Source organism: Scytonema millei VB511283, assembly GCF_000817735.3.
Classification (GTDB): Bacteria; Cyanobacteriota; Cyanobacteriia; order Cyanobacteriales; family Chroococcidiopsidaceae; genus Chroococcidiopsis; species Chroococcidiopsis millei_B.
In genome coordinates this window covers 164,609-189,519 of record NZ_JTJC03000003.1, presented here as the reverse complement: position 1 = coordinate 189,519, position 24,911 = coordinate 164,609, and the positions used below count along the sequence as shown (strand labels likewise).

The window sequence follows — 24,911 nt, the reverse complement described above, 5'->3', positions numbered from 1 at the left end:
CTACCTCTTCTCTCTTACTGTTTCAGCAACAAATAGTAGAGGTTTCCCCGACTACCCGTCACCCCAGCGCGATCGCCTGCATGTTGCCCCGTACCCATGAAATAATCTACCCTACCTGCTCCCTTGATGGCGCTACCAGTGTCCTGATCTAATACGTAGCGGCTAACGTTTCGATACTCTAACTGACCGAAATTACTGGCGAAGGGCAATGCGGTTTGCATCAATGCTAATGCACCAGGAGGCATCAGAGATTTATCCGTCGCGATCGAACGTTCTGCTGTTACTGGTACTCCCAAACTACCAGTTGCAGGTGCGCCATGAGTTTCGCGAAAGAACACGAAACCGCGCACGCGGGGGATATAGTTACTCAGTTCCTCTGGATGCCTGCGGAAATAATCGATCATTACGGGTAAGGTTAAACCGCTTAAAGGCAATTTGCCGTCTTTTGCAAGTTCCTTGCCCAAACTGACATAGGGATGGGCTGTTTTGCCAGCGTAACCGAGAGTTATCATCTTGCCATCTGGAAGCAGCAAACGGGCAGATCCTTGAATTTGGACTAGGAGTGCTTCTAGGCGATCGCGCAACCAGACAATTTCTAGCCCTCGCAACCGATTTTTCGATCCTGACAAGCCATCTTTACCTTCTAATTGCCACCGAGTTAAACGTTGGAATTTATCAAAATTAGGAGGTAAACGATAAAGGGGATAGCGGAATTCTGCGGTGGGAACGCGACTAGCTAAATATATCGGTTCGTAATATGCCGTAAATAAGACTTCTCCCCTGCCATTGCGCCCAGAAGATTGATAGAAATCAAATTCGCGCCTGACTGCGGCTTGTAGTTCGGCGGGAGTACGAGATTTCACGACTAATTGCCGAAAGCGCACTAAACTGCGCCAAACGCGATCGCGGGTAATCCCTTTAATTGGATACTTACGATATGCCCTCGCCGCTGCTGGCGATTGAATATACTTCAAACTATGGTCGATCGATCGTAGTAGCGATCGCCAGTCTCCTGCTTGCCCGTTTTCACCCCAGATTTGCTCGTCTAATCCCAACAGTTCCGGCTGACAGCATTCGACATTTTTTTGCTGTGTCACGCTCAACAAACGCGGTACTGCACGGGCGACGGGTGACACGCTAGTAGTAAGAATTGCAACCCCCACACCAAGGGCAATTGAAGCTATCTTCTTTCTCATGCCTCTGACTAAAATCTTTCTACACTAGAACTAAACATCGGTTCTACTCGAATTGCCAAGATGCGCGATGGGCGCACCACCATGTACTCACCCTGAATGTTTTTAATCGGGACGCTGATAAAGTCATTAGAAGAGGCTTTCGGTGACAGCTCGTTACCAAACCACTTCTGGAAATCTTGCACGTCTGTAAACCGAATTTCTTCTCGGTGTCCGCCTTCCATTAAAATGTGTACCGCATATTCGCTTGGATTTCTAGGCATACTGTTTCAAAATTCTCAAACTCATCCTGTCAATTGTCAACTACTTTTCACCAAAATGAGAATAGTAGCGCATTATAAGTTTTGAGTGGAGTGAAAATATTTATATGACAAATATTTAACTTTTATTAAAGTTCCAAAACTTTAATCGTTCGATGAATTAGTTATAGCAGGGAGCAGGGAGCAGAGGAAAAAAACTTGGCTAATCTTGCTTGTAAACAATTAAAATGTCCTAATCTATCCGCTCTCTGCTATAAATTCAATAGATTTTGTTCTAACGGTATTAAAGTTTAATTTCTGGTGCTACTAAATCTAAGCGTTCTCTTTTTTGTGAGCTATTTTGCAAAAAATTATAGTTTTCGAGCTTGCTTAGTGCAGTTCTCGATTGGATGAAATACAGAATCTGTAGGGGCGCACAGCTGTGCGCCCCTACAAATGTATTGCGATTGTATTGCGATCGACTGAGAACTACTATAGTGCAGCGATCGCAATCTGTATGTCTGTTGCCACAAAAAAAGACAGACATGATGCCTGTCTTATCAGTTATAGAAAACAAGCAAAATGCTTGTCCTACACAAAAGTAATTCCGGTTCTGCCGGATGATACCTTGACTTAGAAATTCATTTCAGCTGCTTGAACTTTTTCTACCTGCTTTTTCTTCAGTACTAGTAGAACTTGACACAACATAATTGCTGCCAAGAATGCCAACAACCACTGTACTCTGGTAGAACTTTGTAGCACGATTTCTCCGTCATCTTGACCGAAGCCACCTACATTGGGGTTATCGGTCAAAGCATCACCAGCTGCAACTGTTTGTCCTTCAGAGACGATAAAAGCAGGTCCAGCCGGAACGGTGTCAACTTTTGTCTCTCCAGATTCAGTCTGGATGCTAACTTCGTATTTAGCATTACCAAATTCATCTTCCACTTTGGCAATTTTGGAAATCGTGCCAGCAGCAGAAGCAGTATAAGCGGCGTTATTGCTCTTTTCGCCAGTGGGGTAGACTTGACCGCGCCCTCTGTTACCACCGACGTGAACGGGGTATTTCCCAAAATGAACGCTCTTGTCTTTAGCTGGGTCGGGCGAAAGGACTGGGAAGACAATTTCTTGATATTGTTCGCCAGGGAGGGGTCCGACGATGACCACATTTTCTTGGTCTTCGCTGTAGGGTTGGAAATAAAGATCGCCAACTTTCTCCTTCATTTCCTCAGAGATGCGTTCGGGGGGAGCAATTTTGAAGCCTTCTGGTAACATCAAAACCGCACCAACCTGAAGTCCACCTTTGGAGCCATCGGCAACAACTTGTTGAACGTTAGTGTCGTAGGGAATTTTTACGACTGCTTCAAACACGCTATCGGGCAATACCGATTGCGGTATTTCTACTTCTGTTGGTTTTGCCGCTAGGTGGCAGTTAGCACAGACAATACGTCCGGTTGCTTCTCTAGGGCTTTCAGGATAAGATTGCTGCGCCCAGAAAGGATAGGCAGCAGCCGCTTGTGGCAGGGCAAAATCGCTAGAGAAGAAAAAGGCTACTGTAGCGATCGCCACCAGCACCATCTTGGCGATCGCTCTAGCACTGCAAGACCATCTTGCTCGGATCGAAACTCTTTTCATCGGCAGACAACTAATTAAAACTAGGAGTAAGGGGTAAAGGGAAAAGTCAAAAGTCAAAAGTCAAAAGTCAAAATTTCCCAACTCCCGACTCCCGACTCCCGACTCCCTAATCATCAAAACTCATACGCTACAAATCGCGGCAGATCTAAGCCCACCAAGGATCTTCCCCAGTGCGAAAATCGGTTTCCGTCCAAGGCGTTAACACGACTTTGTCATCTTGGACTGCGGTGTGAACCAGTGCCAGCGATAGGGGGGCGGGACCGCGCACGACTTTACCCGTATTATCGTATTGGGAGCCGTGACAAGGACACTTAAACTTGTTTTCTGCTGTGTTCCAAGGCACGACACAGCCTAAGTGGGTACACACGGCATTTAAGCCATATTCACCGACCGCGCCTTTGCTTTCTACGATCAAGTAAGTGGGGTCGCCCTTCAGTCCTTGAACCAACGAGCGATCGCCTGGATTACGGTTGGCAGTGAACTGACTCACGCTCACGTCATTACCGAGTTCGTCTTTTGCCGTTACACCTCCACCTGCACCACCAGCAGCAGGCGGAATAAAGTACTTGACTACTGGGTACAATGCTCCTAGCGCCGTACCTGTGATTGTCCCAAAAGTCAATAAGTTCATGAATTGCCGTCGCCCCATTCCTGGGACATCCATTGATTCAGAAATCTGAGCCATAACTTTTCTTTTGCGCTTTTACCTTTGTTTACAACCCTCTTCACAGTGACCAGCGACCAGCGACCAGTTATCAGTTTTTAGGTTTTTCTCAGTGGGAGTCAGATTTTTCCACAATCCTAAGCGTAGTACGTTTGAGGCAAATTCTAAATTCCCCTCTGAAACTTTTGGCGATCGATCGCTGTAAAACTAGTAACTGTTCCGAAGACTGCCCTGTCATCCACAAACATGATAGAATTCCTCTGCCAAGGATGTTGCCAGCCTTGATGAGAGTAAACATTACATTTCTTTATATTGGTATCATACCTGAGTAACGTAGCTTTACCCTGTAACGAAATGTGAAGGCGACAGCAGTATGGGCAATACATTTTAAGACTTATGACTGGAGAAGATTTACGCCAGCTGTTGCTGAACAAGTGGGGGCGCTCTTATGACGTGCAGTTGCGCCGTACTCAGGGCAAGATTTTTCTACAGGTGATGTGGAAATATCTCGAACAAGCCTCGTTTCCCTTGTCGGAAGCAGAGTACAAAGCCCATTTAGACTCGATCGCTAGTTACTTAAACGAGTTTGGCGGGGTGGGACAGGTACGGACATATATCACTCAAACTCGCGATCGTCCTCGATTGGGTAAAGCTGTCAGCATCCCGCTCGATCTAGGCGAACGGGCTTCCGAGTGGCTTTTGTAACTAGGGGTGTGGGGTGTGGGGTGTAGGGTGTAGGGTGTGGGGTGTGGGGTGTAGGGTGTAGGGTGTGGGGTGTGGGGTGTAGTGGATTGTTAACTGCTCACTGATAACTGATAACTGGTCACTGATAACTGATAACTGGTCACTGATAACTGGTCACTGATAACTGGTCACTGATAACTGACTCTTCACAAGATTCTAGAGGGCAACTATAATAGTCGGGTTTAGCTGTTCTGCTGGAATCTGGCGCTGCATGATCCTAAAGGCTGTCGTAGTTAGAGTAAGCCAAGTATTTATCCCTGCTACCTGTGTGGCGATCGCAATGGGAATGAGCGCCGTTGTTGCCCAATGCAGCCAATGCAAGCTTTATAATCCTATTACTTTGCCTGCCAGTAATCAGATCGATGATACTCTATCGGAAAAAGATATTCCCACGGGTCAGGGAGGATTTGCCCGCGATTACGTGATGGAATTTAAAGAGGGTGAAAGTGTGGCGATCGATCTTGCCTCTGAGAGTTTTGACGCAATCTTGACGCTACTTGCCGAAGATGGTTCTACAGTGGCAGAAAATGATGATGGTCCTGATGGCAGTAACAATGCTCTATTGTTTACACGAATTGCTAAAACAGGAAGATATATCGTTCGCGTGCGAGCATTTGGGGAAACTGGGGTTGGTAACTTTCGTCTCAAAGTGACGCGGCTGCAACCAGTATCGTCCGAGCGTAGCAATCCACTTATACCAAAGTTACGTCAATTTCTGAAGTAACAGTTATCAGTTGTCAGTTATCAGTTATCAGTTATCAGTTATTAGAAATTGGTGGTACTGTTAAAATTTAATTCTAAAATTTAATTCTGAACTGAAGCCGATCGTTTAGCAACCTGGGAACGCGATCGCATTTGTTCTCCTACTGTGACGTTCAGCTGATCTCCTACTAATAATACTAAACCGCTCATGTAGAGCCAAAGCATTAAAACAATGACTGCTCCAATTGCGCCGTAAGCTTGGTTGTAATTCCCAAAATTAGCTACGTAAAGTCGGAAACCAGCAGAAACTAATGCCCAAGAAACAGCAGCTAATACGGCTCCTGGCATTAGTGGCATTCCAGGGTTCCAAATGCTCGGTCCATAACGGTAGACAAAACCAAAAGCAGCCGCGACGATCGCTAGGGCAATGGGCCAGCTTAAAAGCTGCCAAATAATTAATAAGAACCACAGCCGATTTTGACTTTTCAATACAAAAAAATCTAACAGCCAGTCGCTAATAAATACTAAAAAAGAAGCTACAACTAATAGTAAAATTGTCCCAATTGTCAATCCTAAAGAAACGAGTTTTGCTTTCCAAAATGGACGCATTTGTTTTGGGGGAATTTCATGAATGCGATCGAGTGCAGTCATTGCTGCACTTAAAGCTCCAGAAGCAGCCCAAATTGCTACGATAAAACTAATCGAAAATAAACCCGTATTTCTCGTTTGAGTAATTTGTTTGGAGAAATCTCGAATTAGTACCATCGCCTCATCTGGTGCGACTTGACTCAATTGACTTGCTAATTCCTTAAAGGTAGATTGGAAGGATTCTTCAAATAAGCCGATCGCGGTAATGACAGCAAGAATTGCCGGAAACAAAGACAGCATCGCATTATAAGCAATTTCTGATGAAAGTCCAAACAGACGACGTTGCCCAACGCGAGCCACTGTTTTTGTCAAAGTCTTCCAGTTGAGATAGCGGAAGAAGCGGAAAAAACGAGTTGATAGCATTTAATGTAGTCGTGGCAGCTACGATTCATTCCACCATCTGCCAAAACTGATAGATCCGTCTAGCGACGGAAGATAGATTTACTATTGGTCAATGGTAGTTGACGGTTGACGGTTGACGGTTGACAGTAAACGCGCTCGCGACACCACGTGAAGACAGTTAGCTGATAACTGATAACTGATAGCTGATAACTGTTAAAATCCCATCACTTTTGCTACCGATTCCAGCGTCGGCTCAATTCCTTGCTTAAAGCTGTTTTGACTGTGGTTGATGGCTGTGTCTGGATCTTTCAAACCGTTTCCGGTTAAAACGCAAACTACGGTTGCACCGCTGGGAACTCGATCTTTTACCTTGAACAGTCCAGCCACAGATGCAGCACTGGCGGGTTCGCAGAAAATGCCTTCTTCGGAGGCAAGAAAACGGTATGCGTCTAAGATTTCGGCATCGCTGACAGCATTAAATTCTCCCGCACTAGCTGTTTGTACCGCGATCGCTTTTTGCCAGCTGGCGGGGTTGCCAATGCGTATTGCTGTCGCAATTGTCTCGGGGTGAGTTACGGCTTGTCCCGTGACTAAAGGAGCAGCGCCAGTTGCTTGAAATCCCATCATTTTAGGCAAGCGATCGCACTTTCCTAAACTGTGATATTGACAAAATCCCATCCAATATGCTGTTATATTTCCTGCGTTGCCTACGGGAATGCACAACCAGTCGGGGGCGTTGCCTAAGTTGTCAACAATCTCAAATGCTGCAGTTTTCTGCCCTTCTAAACGATAGGGATTGACTGAATTCACCAAATTCACTGGATAAGTCTCTGCCATCTCGCGCACAATTTCTAAGGCGCGATCGAAGTTACCTTTGATTGCTAGTATTTCTGCTCCATACAGCAAAGCTTGTGCGAGTTTTCCTAGAGCAACGTAGCCATCAGGAATTAAGACGAAAGCTCGCATTCCGCCACGCCGCGCATAAGCCGCCGCTGCTGCTGAGGTATTGCCCGTACTAGCACAAATAACAGCTTTGGCTCCGGCTTCTTTTGCCTTGGAGATTGCCATCGTCATGCCTCGGTCTTTGAAGCTACCCGTTGGGTTTAAACCATCATACTTAACGAGTACGCGCACCTGTCTGCCAATCTGAGCCGCGATCGCAGGGGCGGGAATTAAGGGGGTGTTCCCCTCTAACAAAGTTACAACTGGAGTCTGGTCAGTAACAGGCAAATATTGCCGATATGTTTCTATCAGTCCAGACCAATTTTGGCAATTTGATGATGTATTAGCAGACAGGCTTAGAGTCACGGGTTCGGAATGCAACAGATTTGGAATGCAAGGATGGTAGTTTTTATAACCAAAAAGCTATCCTGCACGAGGCAGAGGTAAAGCTTCTTATCTCTAGTCTACCCTGACGGTAGCTGCTTCACATCATCAACTTCCAATTGCCAGTTCTAAAACCGCCACAGTTTAATTTTGTGGTCGCCCCCAGATCGGTATAGAATATTGAAATCGGTGTGAGTAGGCAAATATAACTACTGAGTTTCAGATGTCAACCAGTCCATCAAGTGTAACCCGCGCTCAAGCAACAATTGGCTCTTATCAGGCTGCGATCGAAAGCTCGGATGCATCGGCTCACAGCACACAAGCTAGAGAGATAAAAAAACCACCTTACCAGCAAGAGCGGCTGGTCGAGTTTCTCCAGCTCAAGGCAGAAATCGAGTCGCTGTTGGAACATTTACAAAGTATGAAGCAGCAGAACTCGGAATTGTCAGAAGAGTTAGCAGTCACAGAACGCCTATAGTTTCAAACTTGTAGTTTCAAACTTGTAGTTTCAAACCTGTAGTTTCAAGATTGCTTATTTGCCATTTGGCGAACGGACGAGGAATCGCTATTTCTCGTCGCTTTGGTATATGCGTGCTTTTTTCAGCGTGCTGCTAGGGTAATTACTGTTCACTGGTCACTGGTCACTGGTCACTGGTCACTGTCACATGCGATCGCTTGCTGAAATTAACGATAAAATTAGCCGCAAACATGCTGTTGTCTTAACGGTAGAAGAATTAAAAGCACGGGTGGTAGAGGTAGGCATTACCCAAACAGCCAAAGAAGTTGATGTCGTCACCACTGGCACGTTTGAGCCAATGGAGTCTTCGGGAGCAATAATTAACCTGGGGCATACCGATCCACCAATTAAAATTCGGCGCTGCTGGTTGGATGGCGTACCAGCCTACTCTGGTTTCGGTGCGGTGGATTTGTATTTAGGTGCAACGCAGGCAGTTGAAGCCGCCGATGGAGAAGAAAATCGTCTGAGTGTCAGTGAAACTAAAACGCAGATAGTTAAAGGTGGCGGACACGTTATTGCTGACTTAATTGCTGGTAAAACAGTCCAGTTACGCGCTGTAGGACAGGTAACGGACTGCTACCCCAGAGCTAACTTTGAAACAACAATTAGCCGCGAGACAATCAATCAGTTTTATTTATTCAATCCCCGCAATCTCTATCAAAACTTTATCGTTGGAGTCAATGGTGGCGATCGCCCCTTGTTTACCTATCTCGGTCCTTTGCAACCTCGCTTAGGCAATGCGGTTTATTCCAACCCTGGCGCTATTTCCCCTTTATTCAACGACCCAGACTTGCAATTAATTGGCATCGGTACGCGCATATTTTTAGGTGGCGGTATTGGTTACATCGCCTGGGAAGGAACGCAGCATTTTCCCCTACAAAAACGCTTACCGAATCAAACCCCCATCGGTCCCGCCGCCACTTTAGCTCTGATTGGCGATGCCAAGCAAATGAATCCTCAGTGGGTACGTGGTTGTTATTTCAAAAGCTACGGTCCTTCTTTGATGTTGGGTGTGGGCGTACCCTTACCAGTTTTAACTGAGACAGTCGTTGCTAACTGTGCCGTGCAAGATAGAGATCTGGTTGCACCGATTGTAGACTTTTCCATTCCCCGCCGCGTGCGTCCGACGTTTGGGCTAGTTAGCTACGCTCAACTCAAATCTGGACGGATGGCGATCGATGGTAAGTCTGTCAGAGTTGCTCCCTTGGCAAGCATAGCCTTATCGCGGCAAGTTGCCAGGGAGTTGAAACAATGGATTGAGGCTGGAACATTTACCCTCACAGAACCAGTTGCACCGATTCCGAAAGAGCGTTCCTTCCTCCCCCAAGATCGGTGGACGGAGTTTTAGTAAGAATATTTAGCGAATCGCCAAATTTCAAAATGTTATGCCGCTAGTACAAAATCGACATCATTTGTACCACTGGCTTCCGACTGTCCCGATTTAATTTGTTTGCCATTGACTTCAATCGCAAAAGGCGTGTTCGCTAATTCGAGATTGTAGTCTGTTTTCTCAGGCGTATATCCGACGCTGGCAATCATATCGCGACCTTGACCCGTGTAGATAAAAGCCAGCATTTGATTTTTTTGCTGTTTGTTATCGTAAGCCCAAATCACCATGTATTGTTTACCCTGATAATCAAATACTTTTGGCGGACGATTAGGCGTGTAACGACCAGGAGTGCCAAAACTTTTATCGAGGAATGCTTGAACCGAACTAGGTTCTACAGTCGCGTAAGCCACTTCCTCAGCCGAGGTTGCCTCAGCATCGCCTTGACTGTCATCCACGACTTCTTCTTGACCGCGATTCTTGAAATAGTCAACAGCTACTTTAGTGCCAATTGCGCCAACAGCAGCGACTCCAGCGCCGATTAGTAGGTTACGAAGTTGATTGCTCATGATTTCTTTGATAATCTACTGCGATCGCGATAAATACTATCAGACTGTTGGTAGATTACAAAACCGTGGCATCTATCTTGGGATGTATCTTACTTACTGGTAATTGGTTGATGGTTGATGGTTGACAGTTGACTGTTGACTGTTGACGGTAAACGCGCTCGCTACACTCTGTGAAGACGGTAAATTCTTTGCTACATTGCGTTAAAACTTTTGACTGATAGCTTTGTACAGAAATTACATGTAATGTTTGTACACTGATAACTGTTAACTGATAACTGTTAACTGACTTCTATGGTGGACTAATTCCGTAGCGAGTTGAATCGCGGCTTTCATGCTAGTTGAGTCGGCAATACCTTTGCCTGCGATATCAAAAGCCGTGCCATGATCGGGTGAAGTGCGGATGAAGGGAAGACCGATGGAAGTATTAACAGCGCGATCGAACGCCATCAATTTGACTGGAATTAACCCTTGGTCGTGATAAAGTGCCAAGTACGCATCAGCAGGATGGTAGTTGGTAGTTGATAGTTGGTAGTTGGTAGTTGGTAGTTGCTCCTCTGCTCCTCTGCTCCTCTTCCCCCCAGCTCCCTGCTCCCAGCTCGTCCCTGCTCCCTTCCCATACCACGCCATCCCTGGCTTAACCCACATAGTATCGGGTGGTAGCAAGCCTTCTAATTGAAGATTGGGGCGATTTTGACGTTCTGTTTCCAGCCAAGAATTTAGCCAGTCCACTTCTTCTCGTCCTAGTTGTCCCTGTTCGCCACTGTGAGGGTTTAAACCCGCGATCGCAATTCTTGGTTGTTCTACGCCAAAGTCCTGTTGCAGGCATTTCACTAGCAGATCGAGCTTGTGAGTCAACAATTGTGGTGTGAGTGTCTCTGAGACTTGGCGCAAGGGGATGTGGGTGGTTGCCAAAAGAGCGCGTAGCGTCCAGCCAGTATGAGGCGATCGCGCTACGAATAGCATCCCAAATCGTTCGACTCCAGCTTTTTCGGCAAGTAATTCGGTTTGTCCTGGATAATCGTATCCTGCGGCTTTCCATGCTGATTTGGCAATTGGTGCTGTCACGATCCCGTGAAAATCTCCTACCACAGTTCGGGCGATCGCAGTTTCTAAATAAGCAAAACTCATCGCTCCGCTAGCCGCATTACCCGTACCCTGCTTGACTGCGCCTACCATTTCCCTCACAACTTCCACCTCAAGAATTTCTAATTCATCTGGGTGGATATAACTATTTAACGGACAATAGGAACTTTGACGCAATCGCTCGTAAGTATCTAGCAGAACTTGCTTGTTACCAACTACCGTAACTTGACAAGCTGCCCCTAATTGTTGGTCTGCCAAGGCTTTCAAAATTACCTCCGCACCAATTCCCGCCGGATCTCCCATCGATATTGCAATTCGGGGGCGATCGCTCGTTTTGTAAGTTGTCGTTGAGGTATCCATACTAGTGGTCATTGGTCATTGGTCATTGGTCATTGGTTATTGGTTGGCAGTTTTTGCTCCCCTGCTCCCTGATAACTGATAACTGATAACTGATAACTGATGACTGTCAAAGGCGATCGCAAAATTGTTTTAAAATACTTTACACTAGGCTCACTTTCATCTTGAGCAAGCTACACGATTAGGAGAACTGCCACCATGAGCGAAATGTTTACTGCTGCTATCTTATCCTTCAGCTTGATTTTTGTAGGAATCATTCTGGGTTATCTCCTACTCAAGATCCAAGGAGACGAAGAAGAAGCCCTGTAAGAGGGAGCAGAGGAGCAGAGGGGCAGGGGGGCAGAGGAACAACAACTGTCTTCACGGAGTGTAGCGTAGCGTATACCGTCAACTGTCAACTACCAACTACCGATCGCCACTCCCCACTTCTTTTCACGGCTCACTAATTTTCGTAACCTTTCTTAATAAACCGATTTTTGTTACCATTCTTTTAATAAAGCTTAAGAATCGTTACTAATCCCTCATGAATATCTTGATTGTCGGTGCTACTGGCACCTTGGGAAGACAGGTAGCTCGTCGTGCTCTCGATGAGGGGTATAAGGTGCGCTGTCTCGTCCGCAGTCAAAAAAAAGCTACCTTTTTAAAAGAATGGGGTGCTGAACTTGTCTCTGGCAGCCTCAGTCAACCGGACACTCTACCAGCCGCTCTGGAAGGAATGGATGTGGTGATTGACGCTGCTACAGCAAGAGCAACAGATAGCTTGAGTATCAAGCAAGTAGACTGGGATGGTAAGGTAGCGCTGATTCAGGCAGCAAAAGCTGCTGGTGTCGATCGCTACATTTTCTTCTCTATTTTAGAAGCAGAGAAATATCCCCAAGTGCCTTTGATGGAAATCAAGCGCTGTACGGAGCTATTTTTGAGTGAAGCGGGAATGAATTATACTATCCTGCGGCTTTGTGGCTTCATGCAAGGCTTGATCGGTCAGTACGCAATTCCGATTTTAGAGGGACAAGCAATTTGGGTGACGGGTGAATCTTCTCCCGTTGCCTACATGGACACCCAAGACATTGCCAAATTTGCCGTTCGCGCTCTCTCCGTACCAGCAACAGAAAAACAAACTTTTCCTGTAGTTGGTTCTCGCGCCTGGAGTGCAGAGGAAATAACGAGTTTGTGCGAGCGATTGACTGGAAAACCAGCAAAAGTGTCTCGTTTGCCAGTCAACTTTTTGCGCACGATGCGGCACGTCACGCGGTTCTTCCAATGGGGATGGAATGTTGCAGATCGTTTAGCATTTGCTGAAGTACTCGCAACTGGCGTACCTCTGACAGCTCCTATGGATGAAGTCTATCAGACCTTTGGGTTAGACCCCCAGGAGACGACAACTTTAGAAAGCTACTTGCAAGAATACTTCGGACGGATGCTGAAAAAACTCAAGGAATTGGAATACGAAAAAAACAAAACTAAGAAAAAAACAGCCAAAATCCCCGTTAAAAAGAGCAACTAGTACCAACTGGTCATGACTTATCTGTTTTTCGTTCGTTGCTCGTTAGTGCCAAGCAAATGACGAATGACAAATGACAAAAAAATGTGCAACGATCTAGCTAAAGTGCTGCAACCTTGACTACAAACGTGCCGAAAGCAGGCATTATCTATAACGACGTTAAACCCATAGCACAGCGGGTTGCTATTGAGTTGAGTGACAAACTCACCGCTGCTGGATGGGATGTTTGTATGACAACTGGCGTGGGAGGAATGTTAGGGTATTCTAATCCCGAAAGTCCTGTCTGTCACACCCCTATTGAAGGACTGACACCACCTGGTTTTGATTCTGAGATGAAGTTGGCGTTCGTGCTGGGTGGAGATGGTACAGTGCTTGCAGCGGCGCGCTTGGTCGCTCCGAGTGGTATTCCCATACTGTCACTCAACACGGGTCACATGGGCTTTTTAACTGAGGCTTACTTGAACCAATTGCCCCAAGCGTTGGAAAAAGTCTTAGCAGGCGAATACGAGGTTGAAGAACGAGCCATGCTAATGGTAAAAGTCTTGCGTGGCGAAGACGTTTTGTGGGAAGCCCTATGCTTAAACGAAATGGTGTTACACCGAGAACCGTTGACGTGTATGTGCCATTTTGAAATTGCTGTAGGTCGTCATGCACCAGTAGATATCGCAGCTGATGGAGTGATCGTTTCTACGCCAACTGGTTCGACCGCCTATTCCCTGAGTGCTGGAGGTCCAGTTGTCACCCCAGGAGTACCAGTACTGCAACTCGTACCCATTTGCCCCCATTCTCTTGCTTCACGAGCATTAGTGTTTCCCGATAGCGAACCCGTAACAGTCTATCCGGCTGGCGCGACGCGGTTAGTTATGGTGGTAGATGGTAATGGCGGCTGCTATGTCTTTCCAGAGGACAAAGTATACTTGGAACGATCGCCTTACTCGGCTAAGTTCATTCGCCTGCAACCACCGGAGTTTTTCCGCATCTTACGAGAAAAATTAGGTTGGGGTCTGCCTCACATTGCTAAACCAACTTCGGTAGAATTACCTTAAATGCTTGATGGTTAATAGTTGATGGTCAATTGTTGACTACTATTAACTATCAACTATTAACCAATGACAAATTATGATCGATCACCGCCCCTGTGTATTAGCGATCGTCCCAGATGAAAGTTTGGCGGCGCAGTTAAATTTGGATCTGCGGGAATCTGGCTATGAACCAGTTGTAGTTCACGATGCTGCAACGGGAATCGATCGCAGCCGCGATCGCCAACCAGATTTAATCGCGATCGATCGAATGCTGGGGGTAGAATCGGGATTGACAGTCTGTACTAGTTTGAGACGAATGGGTACGCACGTACCAATACTAGTCTTGATGGCGCGAGATACAGTTGACGATCGCGTTGCTTGTTTGGAAGCAGGAGCAGATGATTACTTTCTCAAACCCTACCGCACGGAAGATTTTTTACGGCTCGTTCGGCTCTATTTGCATCCCGATCCGGCTGGTACAGAACAGTTAAGATTTGGAGATTTAGTTTTGGATCTGGCAACTCGTCGCGCCTTGCGCCACGGACGTGCTATTGATTTAACCATGAAAGAGTTTGAACTGCTCAAGTATCTCATCGAACATCCTAGAGAAATCTTAACGCGCGAGCAAATTCTGGAAAATGTTTGGGGTTATGATTTTATGGGCGAATCTAACGTGATTGAAGTTTACATTCGCTACTTGCGTCTCAAGCTCGAAGATGAAGGACAAAAACGCTTAATTCAAACCGTGCGCGGTGTTGGATACGTGTTGCGAGAAGCTTAGTGAGGAGTGAGGGAAGGGACAAGGGAGACAAGGGGGACAAGGGGAACAAGGGGGACAAGGGAGCAGTCTAGTCGCATCACCAGTCACTCGTCACTGATAACTGACAACTGATAACTGATAACTGATATATGAGTCAATGGCTGGGAATAGTAGTAAGTTTTCTGTTGCTAGGATGTACGCCGATAATCGCCACAGAACCAACACACGTAGTTCAAGCGCCAGCAAAAGAGGTGAGAGGGCAAAACCTACCAATTTCAGCTTATGCGACGATCGCGGGGCAGAGGTTTGAGTTAGAAGTTGCGAAAACACCACAGCAGCAGCAAACCGGATTAATGTATCGTACGAGTTTGGCAGATAATCGAGGTATGTTGTTTGTCTTTGAGTCGCCGCAACCAACTCGATTTTGGATGAAGAATACTCTGATTGCCCTCGATATGATTTTTCTGCGGGAAGGGCGAGTCATGGCAATTGAGGCTGACGTTCCTCCATGTAAAACGACGACTTGTCCGACCTACGGCACTGATACGGAGATTGACAAAGTTCTCGAACTCCGCAGTGGAATGACGGCTCAAATTGGCTTGAAAGTCGGCGATCGCGTTGAAATTCAGTATATCAATTGAGCATAACTCAAACTATGCCAACGCTGGTTTTGCTGTTAAGAGCAACCACAGACAAGCTAGAACTAAAATAAGAATTCCAGTAACTAAGCGCAAAAGCAGTTTTGCAGCTATTTTTGTGTTAGGCGATCGCATGGCAAAATCCAGTTGTTCAAACACATTCGGGCTTAAATATAAATTCAATTCAGTAGCGAATTCATTGTTGATAATTGTGCTGGCAAGCAGTAAGAATGCGGCGATCGTTGTCACTAATATTTGCTAATTGATAATAGTTTTGCAACCCTACTGCATAGGGAGATGATATTTGAGTGTAATCATCTTCTATTTGTGAATTACCTACCGCAGCTACTTGTGCCGCATCAGCTTCAGAGTTAGCATCTGCGGCAACTGTTACAGATAGTCGATCTGATTTTAGAGAACCTTCAAAACAGCTAAACTCTGACTGTGGTAAATAAAATGCTCCAGTCACTTTACCCTGTCGCATTTCAAAGATCATATACTCTTGTCCGAGCTGATTTGTTCGGGGTGATTGACCGTATAAATATATTCCGTCTGCTGTTGGTAGCATTCCTTTTGGATTGACGACGCTATCTTTTTTAGCAATTTTAACCGGAGTGAATGTCACTCTTGAAGCGAGAGAATCGAGCTGGCGATCGCTACTGGTAGCTGCTGTAGGATCGAGCGCTATAAATGTTACCAAAGCAGATAGGACAAATTTTAGCTGCCCGAGTTTATGATTGAAGCGATCGCAAATATAACAAATAGAATTCTTCACTGTGCCTCCTTTGAGGGGCTTCTATATATAATATTGGCAGCAGCTATTAAAGAAAATATAGATAATTACTGACCGTCACTGGTTCTTTCAAAGGTCTGAAATTTCTCTCCTGCTAGGTATAACTAGCAACCAAGAAAATTCACTTCAAAACTTTTGCCAGTATGAGTTTGACTTACGTTTCTACTTTCTTCATGCGACAAAAATGCCTCCTGAATCTGGGAGGCGTTCTTGCTATAGAGCGAATATTTGTTTGTAAAGTAAAGATCCTACAAGCACGTACAACCTTTACATTGAATAAATACTGTTGACTAAACTAGCGCCACCTAAATAGATTGTAATCTAAATTACAATCAAAAGCACTAGTATGTGGAGACGGAGATAGGGGCGGGTTTAGTCAATCAATCGACCACAAAACCGTTAATTTTTGCTCAAACCCCGCCCGTACAAAAGTCAAAAGTCAGCAAGCTAAAAATTTCCAGAGGCGCAGTGTATCGCGCCTCCACTAAATTAGCTGGCGATGTATTCTTGCACGTTGGCGCGACGACGACGCAGGTGCGCTAAAGCTTGATGTTCGAGTTGTCTAACTCGTTCGCGGGAGAGATTGAGTCTTTCTCCAACTTTAGCTAAAGAAAGTTCATTGCCATCCTGCAAGCCAAAGCGTAGATTCAAGACTTCTCGCTGTTGTGGAGTTAACTCTGACAGCAGGGTATCCAAGTCTTGACGCAAAGATTCCTGAGCCATGTAGTTTTCCGGCGATATGCCGTCATCTTCCAGTAAGTCTTGCAACTCTGTATCCTGGTTGTCGCCGACGCGGACATCCAATGAAACTGGTTGACGGGCAAGGTTAAGATACTCCCGAATCTGGGCTGGTTCCAACTCCAGTGCTTCGGCAATCTCAACCGCATTTGGGCTGCGTCCTAAGCTTTGCGCTAGTTCGCGCTGCACTTTCTTAATCTTGTTAAGTTTTTCGGTGATGTGGATGGGTAAACGAATCGTCCGTGCTTGCTGGGCAATGGCGCGAGTAATCGCTTGACGAATCCACCAGTAGGCGTAAGTGGAGAACTTGTAACCGCGAATGGGGTCGAATTTTTCGACTCCGCGTTCCAGTCCCATTGTTCCTTCTTGGATCAAATCCAAGAATTCCATGTTACGCTTTTGGTACTTTTTGGCGATCGCAACAACTAACCGCAGGTTAGCTTCAATCATCTTTTGCTTCGCCCGTTGTCCCTTACGGATGAGGTCGTTGAGTTCGGCTTCTGACATGTTGACTTTAGCCGTCCATTCTTCCATATTTGGTTCGCGGCTTAGCTTCTTGACTAAAGCTTCCTTAGCATCCAGCAGCGCCATCATTTGCTGTACCTGTTTGCCGTAGACAATCTCTTGTTCCCTAGTCAATAATGGCACGCGCCCAATCTCTCGCAGATAGGTACGCACCATATCAGCCGTGAATCTGGTATTGTTATTTTCGGTGGTGGTTGTGGTGGTGTTTTCGGTGGGCATTTGTGCGTTGTCTACTCCGTAAACAAAACGAATGCTTAATGGCTGGACGGCTGCAAGAAGTAATCAGTTATCCCTACTTGGAGGTTATCCGAGTAAATTGGGATTAACATCTGACGGAAGATGTAGAGACGTGGATTGATTTTAGAAAGTTTCTCCTACCGCCGAGATCGATCGGTTCAGAATTGATAAGTGGTTAGCAAACCCTTAGTCTCTATCTGGGCTTGGCTCCGTTTGCCTATCTCTGCCAATAACTTAAAGTCAGTATGAGTTTACTCTTACTCTCATCTTAGAATAGATCCCAGCTTACGTAAAGCCTTATTTGGGGCTTACACTAGAACCATTCCGACAATCTCGCGCAGTGTTTTGCTTATCCACTTCGACCAAAAGCATTTTTATTGGGTATGTTATATATCATGACATCACTCCCCCTGCCGCAGGTTCCGGATATCCGAACTGCAACAGATGAAGTTTTGGTGTAGATTCCGAATAGATTTATTTCTTGTGAAGGCATTGCTGGCAACGCCTCTACCAATTAAAAACCTAAATCGGCTTTGGCGAGTTCGGCGGCGGCGAAAACCTCATCATCAGGCTTTTCTTCCCAAGCAACATCGCCAATTTCTGTATAAAATTTCTCGTCATAGGGACGGGTACGAACCACAACTGGCATGGGTACGGCGTGACCGATAATCAGAGCTTGTTGCTTGGAGTCAAGTTTAGCCAAAACAGATCGCAAGCTTTGCCCTCCAGAAACCCCCGTGAAGATGGCATCGATGTCTTTTTCGTCGTTGAGTAAAGCCGTGATCCGCGTACCGATCTGAGACATTACCTCATTATCAATTCCAGAGGGGCGCTGGTCAACCACTAACAGCGTAACGAAGTACTTACGCATCTCTCTGGCGATAATCCCAAAAATAGTTTGGCGGACGGTGGCAGAATCGAGAAAGCGGTGTGCCTCTTCAATTGTAATTACTAATTGCCGGGGGCGATCGCCAGGATTTTTGGTCTGCAAAAATTTCTCGGCTTGATGGACGTAATGCTGGTGAATCCGGCGCGAGATCAAATTTGTTGCCAGCATGTACGACAGCATATTCGATTGCGAACCAAACTCAATCACAACATGCTTGCCAGCCGTTAAGGAATCTAAAATTTGCTTAATATAATTTTGCGGACAAACGGGGCGCATGTATTTCATGTCTTCTAGACGGTTCAGCTTGCGCTGTAACGCCATAATTGACGATTTGTTACCCCGCTTTTCTTCACAAAAAAACTGAATTTCTTCATTGGTCATGCTTAAGAGTTGACTAATCCAAGCATTACCAAACTCATTACGTAAAATAATTGCATTTTCCAAGCTAGCTTCAGACAGATTTAACTCATCCCGCACCAGCATTAAATCTTCAACTTCAATTTGGTCGTAACTGAGGTAAAGTTCCTGCGCATCCCGCACGCCTCGCCGCCTAGTGGATGCGGGGTCGAGGGTATAGATTTGTACCTGTCCTGGGAATAGCTGTCTCAAGCCTTTAACAGTGCTGAATTGCTTGCCTTCGCGCACTGCTTCCCAACCGTATTCCGAGTGCATATCGAAGATTAAGTTGACTGCTGCTTGCTTGCGAATGATGCCACACAACAGCAGACGGGTGAGAAACGATTTCCCAGTTCCAGACTTACCGAATACACCGTTGCTTCGCTCTACAAAGCGGTCTAAATCGATGCAAATCGGGACATCCATATCCAACGGTTGACCGATGGCAAAATTGCGGCGGTGAGGGTCATCTTCCCAACCAAATACAGCGCGGAAATCTCGTTCGCTAGCATCGTACACCTGGCTGAAGTGGCGGGGAATTGTTTTGACTGGCATCAGTTCGATACTGCTGCTACTTTGCGGCTGATAAGATGCCAATCCATTTTGCCCGTTCGAGTCGTTTTTTTTGCTTTGTACAGACATGCCGTTGGTTGTCTCGGCATACTCTTCGGGAGTAAACATCAGCATGGGAGCAAGTTCGATCGTCCCATAGGTCCCGCTACCAGCTAACACTTCCCGCAAAAAATCATCGTCTGGATGGGGGGGATTGGCAACAATTCTGTTGCTAGAAGTACCGAGGGATACATCTGTCAGCATACAGAAAAAACGCGATCGCGCCCCTTCAACAACTAGAAATTTTCCCACCCGCATATCTTCCACCGAGACATCTGGATGGAGTCTGACTTCTAAGCCTTGACTGAGAGAACCTTGGATAACGGAACCCAAGGGTGGTTGCGCCGAATTCATAGTATTAATGACGGCAAAATTTGCAATTTCCCTTGGCTTATCTTATGTCGAATTTTCGATCGTGGCTACAAAATAATTTGTTGATAGTTTTTTGCCTAGCAAAAAACCATCAACAAAGCTAATCAATACTGATAGAAGTCGGTGCTGAGGGTGCAGTATTGTAGCTGAAGGTGGATTTGCGGTATTGAGCGTAGAGGCGATCGCGCCAGGTGAAAAATGGTTCGTATATAATGCTGTCAGCCAATCCTGGAATACCTTTTCCTTTTATGGCTGGCGGAAGGTCGAGGTAAGGTCCATCAGGAAATTTAATCAGCATGGACAAGCCTGCAACGGCTAAATCGGCTAAGCAAGGTTCGTCACCCAGTAAGTAGGGACGTTCTACTAACAACAAACATAGTGCTTCTAGGTCTTGTTTCAAGTCGGTCGTGGCAGATTTAACGCTATCAGGACCAGAACCCACGCCAATTCCTAAAACTTTCAGCACTTCGCTGGGGATGAACTCGACTAAACTTTTGACAATATCGGGAGTCGTCTCTGGTAGGAGAGATTTACGGAAGCTTTGGTCTTGGCTAATCGCACCAAATAGAGCTTGACGACTTTTGATCCCAATGGATGAATCTGCCCATTCTTCCATTATCAGGCATAATGCTCGTTGAACTGGATCGCTAGGGAATAGGGGTCTATCTGGATATTGGCGATCGAGATACTTAGCAATTTCGGTAGAATCTGCTACAAACGTACTGCCATCTTTCAGTACGGGAACTTGCCGTTGTCCCGACATGCGGAATAGTTCTACCTGTCCTATACCCGGTGCGATTTCAATTTTACGGTACTCTAATCCTTTGTAATCTAGAATTAAACGCACCTTTTCTGAGTACTGCGATAGCTCGAATTGATACAGTTCTATCATTTGCCCGCTCCTTGAGACAGTTATCAGTTATCAGTTGTCAGTTATCAGTGACTCGTAACTCGTGGCTAGAGCAAAACTATGAATCTAGTCACCAGCCACTAACCACTCACTACTTAATAACAAAATAATCCTTCCCCAGCAGAGATTTTGGGGAAGGAAAGTATAGGTATTTCAAAACTCACAACTTCTTATCGAGTTTTTACGCTGTTCGACGAGTTACCAAGCCCCAGATGAACAGTAAGATAATCGCACCGAGAACGGCAAAAATAATGCTAGGTATGGTTAGTGCGCCGACTCCAGCCGCCGCAGCGCCCGCGCTACCTGGGAAGATGACAGAACCTAGCCAGCCTCCTACTAATGCACCTAAAATTCCGAGAATAATTGTTGCTAGGATACCACCGCCTTGATGGCCAGGATAGATGGCTTTAGCGATCGCTCCCGCTATTAGTCCTAAAACAATCCAAGCAATGATGTTCCACATATCATTAACTCCTGTTTCTAATCATCCATCATTTATTCAAGTGCAATCTATCACTTTCAAACTTGTAATTCCCTCTACCTCAGGTAATAACCTAAAGAAATATGAACGCAACGATTAATCTATATAAACTTTTGAGTCTGCTAATATCTCTACTTTTAAGAAATTTAAATGCAATCTGTCAAGTGTAGTCAAGAAAAATGAAACGAAACACATTAGATTTTAATATTTTGAAATTCTTCCTTGGGGATAATAGTATGCCTTTTGAGATAGTCCTATGTATTCCAACTATTTTCAACTAGAAACGGGTAGCGATCGCGAGTAGCAAACAGATGAGATCGATGTTTTTTATGTCATAAATCGAGTCAATCTAGCTTTATATAAGTGTCACTCATGAATGAACGCAATTGAACGAACGCAATGCCAGCTCGAATATCTTTTTTCCACTTTTTATTAGGGTTAAACTAGCGAGCTGACTCAAAATGTCGGTTAATAGCGAAGTCTCTAGAACGAGCTATCCTGAGAACTCCCTCCTTACCTATAGCCTTTCGTGAAGAGACTGTTTGTGCAGTTTGTCAAAAAGATCGGAGAATGTTATAAAACTTAAGATTCTCGGAACACGACAAAGAAACGATAGTCTAACAATTCTTGGAGCAATAGAGGAACGCAACAGTGAAAAAAATTCCAAGTCACAATATTAGTCACAATAGCTTAATGTGCAATAGGATGCTCAAGCGACTAGCGAGCCTGATAGGGGTTGTAGGAGCCAGTATCCTCATCGGACTTCCTGTGGAAGCGCAACAGCCAAGTGGAGGAGCAACTAATCCCAGACCTAGTATTTTCAACGAACCCCCTTACAACCGTCGTACTGGTACGCCACCCACAACACCGACTACACCACCATCGGAAACTCAGCCACCAGAAACAGCGCCTAGTCCTGTGACTCCTGCACCAGGAGCAACTGAGCCTTCAACGGAGAACGTAGTGGCTCTAGCCGCCGCTAATGACTCCTTCAAAACCTTGACAGCTGCTCTCAAGGCGGCAGGTTTGACAGAAACTCTTTCTGGACAGGGACCATTCACTGTGTTTGCGCCGACAGATGCAGCTTTTGCTCAATTACCTCAAGATGCCTTGCAAGAGTTGTTGAAACCTGAAAATAAAGATATTCTGGTCAAAATCTTGACCTACCACGTAGTACCAGGTAATGTCACATCTAGCGACTTAAAATCTGGGGAAGTTAAGACAGTAGAAGGCGGTGCTGTGAACGTACAAGCCGATCCTAGCAAGGGTGTGTCTGTGAACGATGCTAGTGTAGTCCAACCCGATATTAAAGCGAGTAATGGTGTCATCCACGCGATTGATAAAGTGATGCTACCTCCTGACTTGTAGGAAGTCAAAAGTTAAAAGTTAAAAGTCAAAATGGGAAAGCATTAAACGGATGGCTTCTAGTTGCTCTTTTCTTTTGAGTCAAACGAGCAACAACTGATAGGATAATCTTGTAATTCCGTTCAATTTCAATTTGAACGGATTTTTATTACCATTTATTACTTATGGCGATCGCACTTAATTTTTAGGCAATCTCTTTTTAAGAAAATTGCGACTGTAGATAAATGCAATAAATAAAAATGACAAATGACAAATGACTACTAGCCTTTGTATTATTGTCAAAAATGAAGAAATAGCGCTACCTCGGTGTCTCAATAGTGTTAAAGATGTTGTAGAGGAAATAGTTGTTTTAGATACTGGATCTAGCGATCGCACGGTGGAAGTAGCTCGGCAATCTGGGGCAAAAATATATCATTTTAACTGGTGTAATGATTTTAGTGCAGCGCGAAATGAGGCACTTAAGTACGTGACTGGTGATTGGGTTTTAGTACTCGATGCAGATGAGATTTTAGTACCTGAAATTATACCGGATTTACAACAGGTAATGAAGGGCGATCGCTTCCTAGTAGTTAATTTACTACGGCAAGAAGTTGGTGCGGTACAATCACCCTATTCTTTAGTCTCGCGTTTGTTTCGTCGCCATCAAGATATCTATTTTGCGCGTCCCTATCACGCCATGATTGATGATAGCGTTACGGAAATTCTTCGTCGCGAACCCCACTGGCAAATTGCTAACTTAGATAAGGTTGCTATCTTGCACTATGGATATCAACAACAGCAAATTGCACAAAAAGATAAGTTTGTCCAAGCTGAGAAGATCATGTCAGGCTTTTTGGCTAGTCATCCTGACGATCCTTATGTTTGTAGTAAGTTGGGTGCTTTGTACGTACAAACAGGCAAAGTTGTGCCAGGAATTGAATTATTAGAACGAGGATTGGAATCTGCGGCAAACAATGAGGAAATTTTGTACGAACTACACTATCATTTAGGACTTGCTTATAGTTACAATCGCCAAATAACGCAAGCAATTACATCGTATCAAACAGCAGCTCAGTTAAATGTATCCTCTTTTTTAAAAATTGGTGCTTATAATAATTTAGGGAATTTATGGCAAAAAATAGGAAATTTACAGCAAGCTAAGTCTAATTATTTGAAAATCTTACAAATCGACCCTAATTTTGCTTTAGGTTACTACAATTTAGGTATTACTTTAAAGGCAATGGGACAATTTGTAGAAGCGATCGCAGCTTACGAACGCGCAATTCAACTCAATCCCGAATATGCCCAAGCTTATCAGAATTTGGGAGTCGTATTGCTGAAACTAGGGCGAGTTAGAGAAAGTTTAGCAGCATTTCAACAGGCGATCGCACTTTACGAATCGAGCAATCCTGCTGTGGCAAGGCAATTGTCCCAAAACTTACAGGAAATGGGATTTTAGTCAATAGTGAGTCGTGGTAAGAGAAGAAGTCGTAAGTCGGGAGTGGCTAGTGGCTGGTGGCTAGTAGTAGATAGGGTGTGGGGTGTGGGGTGTAAGTGGATTGTTAACTGGTCAGGAGTCACTGGTCACTGATAACTGGTCAGGAGTCACTGATAACTGCTCCCTGCTCCCTGACAACTGATAACTGTCAACTGATAACTGATAACTGATAACTCTACCCTAAGATCCTACCCAAGCACTGAAGAAATTATCTAGCGTGATGATATTGTTTCCAGTACGGAAAAATTGAGATGACAACAGATATTTCTTCTAACAGTAGCAAAGGTATCGATCGCTCTCTGCTCGTCGGCATACTACTCACTATTTTCGGAGTTATTGCGATCGCTTTACCTGCTGTCTCAACCATATTTTTTGAGACTTGGGTAGCACTGATTTTAATTAGCTCTGGAGCTGCTAAGCTATTTTATGCGTTTCAAACTCGCAACGATGGGGGTTTTGCTTGGAAGCTCGTATTGAGCATTCTGTACATTGCTACAGGCATCATGCTGTTTGTTTATCCCTTAACAGGTGTATTAACGCTGACTTTGCTGCTGGGTAGTTTTCTGCTTGCGGAAGGTGTTTTTGAAACAATTCTGGCTTTCCGTTTGCGTCCGCAACAGAATTGGACTTGGGTACTCGGTGACGGTATTATCACCTTAATCTTAGGTGGGATGATTTGGTTTCAGTATCCCTTCAATGCACCGTGGATAATTGGTACTTTAGTTGGTGCTAGCATTTTGTTTACAGGAATTTCGCGGGTAATGCTTTCGTTAAGCGGACGTTCGAGTTTAGACAAAACTAACCAACCAACTTCAGCATAAACTGTTGCATTTTCAATAGTGTCGTCTG

30 protein-coding genes are annotated in these 24,911 nt (G+C 45.1%); 14 read left to right on the top strand and 16 right to left on the bottom strand.

Translation table 11 applies throughout. The features are described 5' to 3' along the window. Positions 1-14 precede the first annotated feature (14 nt). Together mltA and QH73_RS12655 are read right to left on the bottom strand one after the other, a co-directional pair. A complete protein-coding gene (mltA, locus tag QH73_RS12660; protein WP_039714267.1) occupies positions 15-1,196 on the bottom strand; it encodes a murein transglycosylase A in 1,182 nt (393 codons plus the stop codon). A gap of 8 nt (positions 1,197-1,204) precedes the next feature. After that, positions 1,205-1,456 carry a hypothetical protein gene (locus tag QH73_RS12655; RefSeq protein ID WP_039714266.1) on the bottom strand — a complete coding sequence of 84 codons (252 nt, stop codon included), beginning with the start codon at positions 1,454-1,456 and terminating at the stop codon, positions 1,205-1,207. A gap of 386 nt (positions 1,457-1,842) precedes the next feature. Between QH73_RS12655 and QH73_RS12650 the strand changes: the two genes are divergently transcribed. Next, entirely contained in the window at positions 1,843-2,037 is a 195-nt protein-coding gene (locus QH73_RS12650; RefSeq protein ID WP_132866998.1) for a hypothetical protein, read from the top strand. Positions 2,038-2,065: 28 nt separating this feature from the next. On the opposite strand, the gene petA is transcribed toward QH73_RS12650, so the two are convergent. The 3 genes from petA to QH73_RS12635 all read right to left on the bottom strand — a co-directional run bounded on the left by petA (position 2,066) and on the right by QH73_RS12635 (position 4,029). Next, positions 2,066-3,067 (bottom strand): cytochrome f, encoded by a 1,002-nt coding sequence (gene petA, locus QH73_RS12645; protein ID WP_015154091.1) that lies wholly within the window; start codon positions 3,065-3,067, stop codon positions 2,066-2,068. Positions 3,068-3,212: 145 nt separating this feature from the next. Continuing rightward, positions 3,213-3,752 carry a cytochrome b6-f complex iron-sulfur subunit gene (gene petC, locus QH73_RS12640; RefSeq protein ID WP_039714265.1) on the bottom strand — a complete coding sequence of 180 codons (540 nt, stop codon included), beginning with the start codon at positions 3,750-3,752 and terminating at the stop codon, positions 3,213-3,215. Positions 3,753-3,840: 88 nt separating this feature from the next. Next, on the bottom strand, positions 3,841-4,029 hold the full coding sequence (locus QH73_RS12635) for a hypothetical protein (RefSeq protein WP_132866997.1): 189 nt from the start codon (positions 4,027-4,029) through the stop codon (positions 3,841-3,843). 98 nt (positions 4,030-4,127) lie between these two features. On the opposite strand from QH73_RS12635, the gene QH73_RS12630 reads away from it, so the two are divergent. Together QH73_RS12630 and QH73_RS12625 are read left to right on the top strand one after the other, a co-directional pair. Beyond that, positions 4,128-4,436 carry a DUF3067 family protein gene (locus tag QH73_RS12630; RefSeq protein WP_015154093.1) on the top strand — a complete coding sequence of 103 codons (309 nt, stop codon included), beginning with the start codon at positions 4,128-4,130 and terminating at the stop codon, positions 4,434-4,436. A 250-nt stretch (positions 4,437-4,686) separates the two neighbouring features. Continuing rightward, positions 4,687-5,199 (top strand): PPC domain-containing protein, encoded by a 513-nt coding sequence (locus QH73_RS12625; protein WP_039714264.1) that lies wholly within the window; start codon positions 4,687-4,689, stop codon positions 5,197-5,199. An 80-nt stretch (positions 5,200-5,279) separates the two neighbouring features. Here the strand turns inward: QH73_RS12625 and QH73_RS12620 are convergent, their stop codons facing one another. Together QH73_RS12620 and thrC are read right to left on the bottom strand one after the other, a co-directional pair. Further along, positions 5,280-6,188 (bottom strand): YihY/virulence factor BrkB family protein, encoded by a 909-nt coding sequence (locus QH73_RS12620; RefSeq protein WP_039714263.1) that lies wholly within the window; start codon positions 6,186-6,188, stop codon positions 5,280-5,282. Positions 6,189-6,380: 192 nt separating this feature from the next. Beyond that, on the bottom strand, positions 6,381-7,475 hold the full coding sequence (gene thrC / locus QH73_RS12615; protein ID WP_039714262.1) for a threonine synthase: 1,095 nt from the start codon (positions 7,473-7,475) through the stop codon (positions 6,381-6,383). A 241-nt stretch (positions 7,476-7,716) separates the two neighbouring features. On the opposite strand from thrC, the gene QH73_RS12610 reads away from it, so the two are divergent. Then, the gene (locus QH73_RS12610; RefSeq protein WP_039714261.1) at positions 7,717-7,971 is read left to right on the top strand and encodes a hypothetical protein; all 255 of its coding nucleotides are present in this window, start codon (positions 7,717-7,719) and stop codon (positions 7,969-7,971) included. A 187-nt stretch (positions 7,972-8,158) separates the two neighbouring features. Next, on the top strand, positions 8,159-9,358 hold the full coding sequence (locus tag QH73_RS12605; RefSeq protein WP_039714260.1) for a homocysteine biosynthesis protein: 1,200 nt from the start codon (positions 8,159-8,161) through the stop codon (positions 9,356-9,358). 35 nt (positions 9,359-9,393) lie between these two features. Here QH73_RS12605 and QH73_RS12600 read toward each other — a convergent pair whose 3' ends face one another. Together QH73_RS12600 and pdxA are read right to left on the bottom strand one after the other, a co-directional pair. Further along, positions 9,394-9,906, bottom strand: a complete 513-nt coding sequence (locus QH73_RS12600) for a hypothetical protein (RefSeq protein ID WP_201278129.1) — start codon at positions 9,904-9,906, stop codon at positions 9,394-9,396. 264 nt (positions 9,907-10,170) lie between these two features. Further along, positions 10,171-11,361, bottom strand: coding sequence for a 4-hydroxythreonine-4-phosphate dehydrogenase PdxA (gene pdxA / locus QH73_RS12595; RefSeq protein ID WP_236147000.1), 1,191 nt, complete (start codon positions 11,359-11,361; stop codon positions 10,171-10,173). A gap of 183 nt (positions 11,362-11,544) precedes the next feature. Between pdxA and petM the strand changes: the two genes are divergently transcribed. The 5 genes from petM to QH73_RS12570 all read left to right on the top strand — a co-directional run bounded on the left by petM (position 11,545) and on the right by QH73_RS12570 (position 15,270). After that, the gene (gene petM, locus QH73_RS12590; RefSeq protein ID WP_039714257.1) at positions 11,545-11,655 is read left to right on the top strand and encodes a cytochrome b6-f complex subunit PetM; all 111 of its coding nucleotides are present in this window, start codon (positions 11,545-11,547) and stop codon (positions 11,653-11,655) included. 214 nt (positions 11,656-11,869) lie between these two features. Continuing rightward, complete coding sequence (locus tag QH73_RS12585; RefSeq protein ID WP_015154102.1) at positions 11,870-12,850, top strand: SDR family oxidoreductase; 981 nt, start codon at positions 11,870-11,872, stop codon at positions 12,848-12,850. A 125-nt stretch (positions 12,851-12,975) separates the two neighbouring features. Further along, the gene (locus tag QH73_RS12580; protein WP_039714256.1) at positions 12,976-13,893 is read left to right on the top strand and encodes an NAD(+) kinase; all 918 of its coding nucleotides are present in this window, start codon (positions 12,976-12,978) and stop codon (positions 13,891-13,893) included. Between the two features lie 73 nt (positions 13,894-13,966). Continuing rightward, complete coding sequence (gene nblR / locus QH73_RS12575) at positions 13,967-14,650, top strand: response regulator transcription factor NblR (protein ID WP_201278127.1); 684 nt, start codon at positions 13,967-13,969, stop codon at positions 14,648-14,650. Between the two features lie 128 nt (positions 14,651-14,778). Beyond that, positions 14,779-15,270, top strand: a complete 492-nt coding sequence (locus tag QH73_RS12570; RefSeq protein ID WP_039714254.1) for a DUF192 domain-containing protein — start codon at positions 14,779-14,781, stop codon at positions 15,268-15,270. Positions 15,271-15,282: 12 nt separating this feature from the next. Here QH73_RS12570 and QH73_RS12565 read toward each other — a convergent pair whose 3' ends face one another. Then, the gene (locus QH73_RS12565; protein ID WP_165587677.1) at positions 15,283-15,426 is read right to left on the bottom strand and encodes a hypothetical protein; all 144 of its coding nucleotides are present in this window, start codon (positions 15,424-15,426) and stop codon (positions 15,283-15,285) included. Positions 15,427-15,463: 37 nt separating this feature from the next. After that, positions 15,464-16,042: a hypothetical protein gene (locus tag QH73_RS12560; RefSeq protein ID WP_132866995.1), complete on the bottom strand. Its 579-nt coding sequence runs from the start codon at positions 16,040-16,042 to the stop codon at positions 15,464-15,466. 366 nt (positions 16,043-16,408) lie between these two features. Here QH73_RS12560 and QH73_RS12555 point away from each other — a divergent pair, with 366 nt between their 5' ends. Continuing rightward, positions 16,409-16,603, top strand: a complete 195-nt coding sequence (locus QH73_RS12555; RefSeq protein WP_165587687.1) for a hypothetical protein — start codon at positions 16,409-16,411, stop codon at positions 16,601-16,603. Here the strand turns inward: QH73_RS12555 and QH73_RS12550 are convergent. The 4 genes from QH73_RS12550 to QH73_RS12535 form a co-directional block, all read right to left on the bottom strand. Further along, the gene (locus QH73_RS12550) at positions 16,550-17,542 is read right to left on the bottom strand and encodes an RNA polymerase sigma factor, RpoD/SigA family (RefSeq protein WP_039714253.1); all 993 of its coding nucleotides are present in this window, start codon (positions 17,540-17,542) and stop codon (positions 16,550-16,552) included. The genes QH73_RS12555 and QH73_RS12550 overlap by 54 nt on opposite strands. 532 nt (positions 17,543-18,074) lie before the next feature. Next, positions 18,075-19,811: a helicase HerA domain-containing protein gene (locus QH73_RS12545; protein WP_039714252.1), complete on the bottom strand. Its 1,737-nt coding sequence runs from the start codon at positions 19,809-19,811 to the stop codon at positions 18,075-18,077. A gap of 118 nt (positions 19,812-19,929) precedes the next feature. Then, positions 19,930-20,721: a glutathione S-transferase gene (locus QH73_RS12540; RefSeq protein WP_039714251.1), complete on the bottom strand. Its 792-nt coding sequence runs from the start codon at positions 20,719-20,721 to the stop codon at positions 19,930-19,932. 199 nt (positions 20,722-20,920) lie between these two features. Then, positions 20,921-21,202, bottom strand: a complete 282-nt coding sequence (locus QH73_RS12535; protein WP_015154110.1) for a GlsB/YeaQ/YmgE family stress response membrane protein — start codon at positions 21,200-21,202, stop codon at positions 20,921-20,923. A gap of 711 nt (positions 21,203-21,913) precedes the next feature. Between QH73_RS12535 and QH73_RS12530 the strand changes: the two genes are divergently transcribed. Next, positions 21,914-22,588, top strand: a complete 675-nt coding sequence (locus tag QH73_RS12530) for a fasciclin domain-containing protein (protein ID WP_039714250.1) — start codon at positions 21,914-21,916, stop codon at positions 22,586-22,588. A 250-nt stretch (positions 22,589-22,838) separates the two neighbouring features. Then, positions 22,839-24,023 (top strand): tetratricopeptide repeat protein, encoded by a 1,185-nt coding sequence (locus QH73_RS12525; protein ID WP_201278126.1) that lies wholly within the window; start codon positions 22,839-22,841, stop codon positions 24,021-24,023. Here QH73_RS12525 and QH73_RS28780 read toward each other — a convergent pair. Beyond that, positions 24,020-24,145: a hypothetical protein gene (locus QH73_RS28780; RefSeq protein WP_286194101.1), complete on the bottom strand. Its 126-nt coding sequence runs from the start codon at positions 24,143-24,145 to the stop codon at positions 24,020-24,022. The genes QH73_RS12525 and QH73_RS28780 overlap by 4 nt on opposite strands. A gap of 168 nt (positions 24,146-24,313) precedes the next feature. On the opposite strand from QH73_RS28780, the gene QH73_RS12520 reads away from it, so the two are divergent. Then, a complete protein-coding gene (locus QH73_RS12520; RefSeq protein WP_039714249.1) occupies positions 24,314-24,883 on the top strand; it encodes an HdeD family acid-resistance protein in 570 nt (189 codons plus the stop codon). The last annotated feature ends 28 nt before the right edge of the window (positions 24,884-24,911 follow it).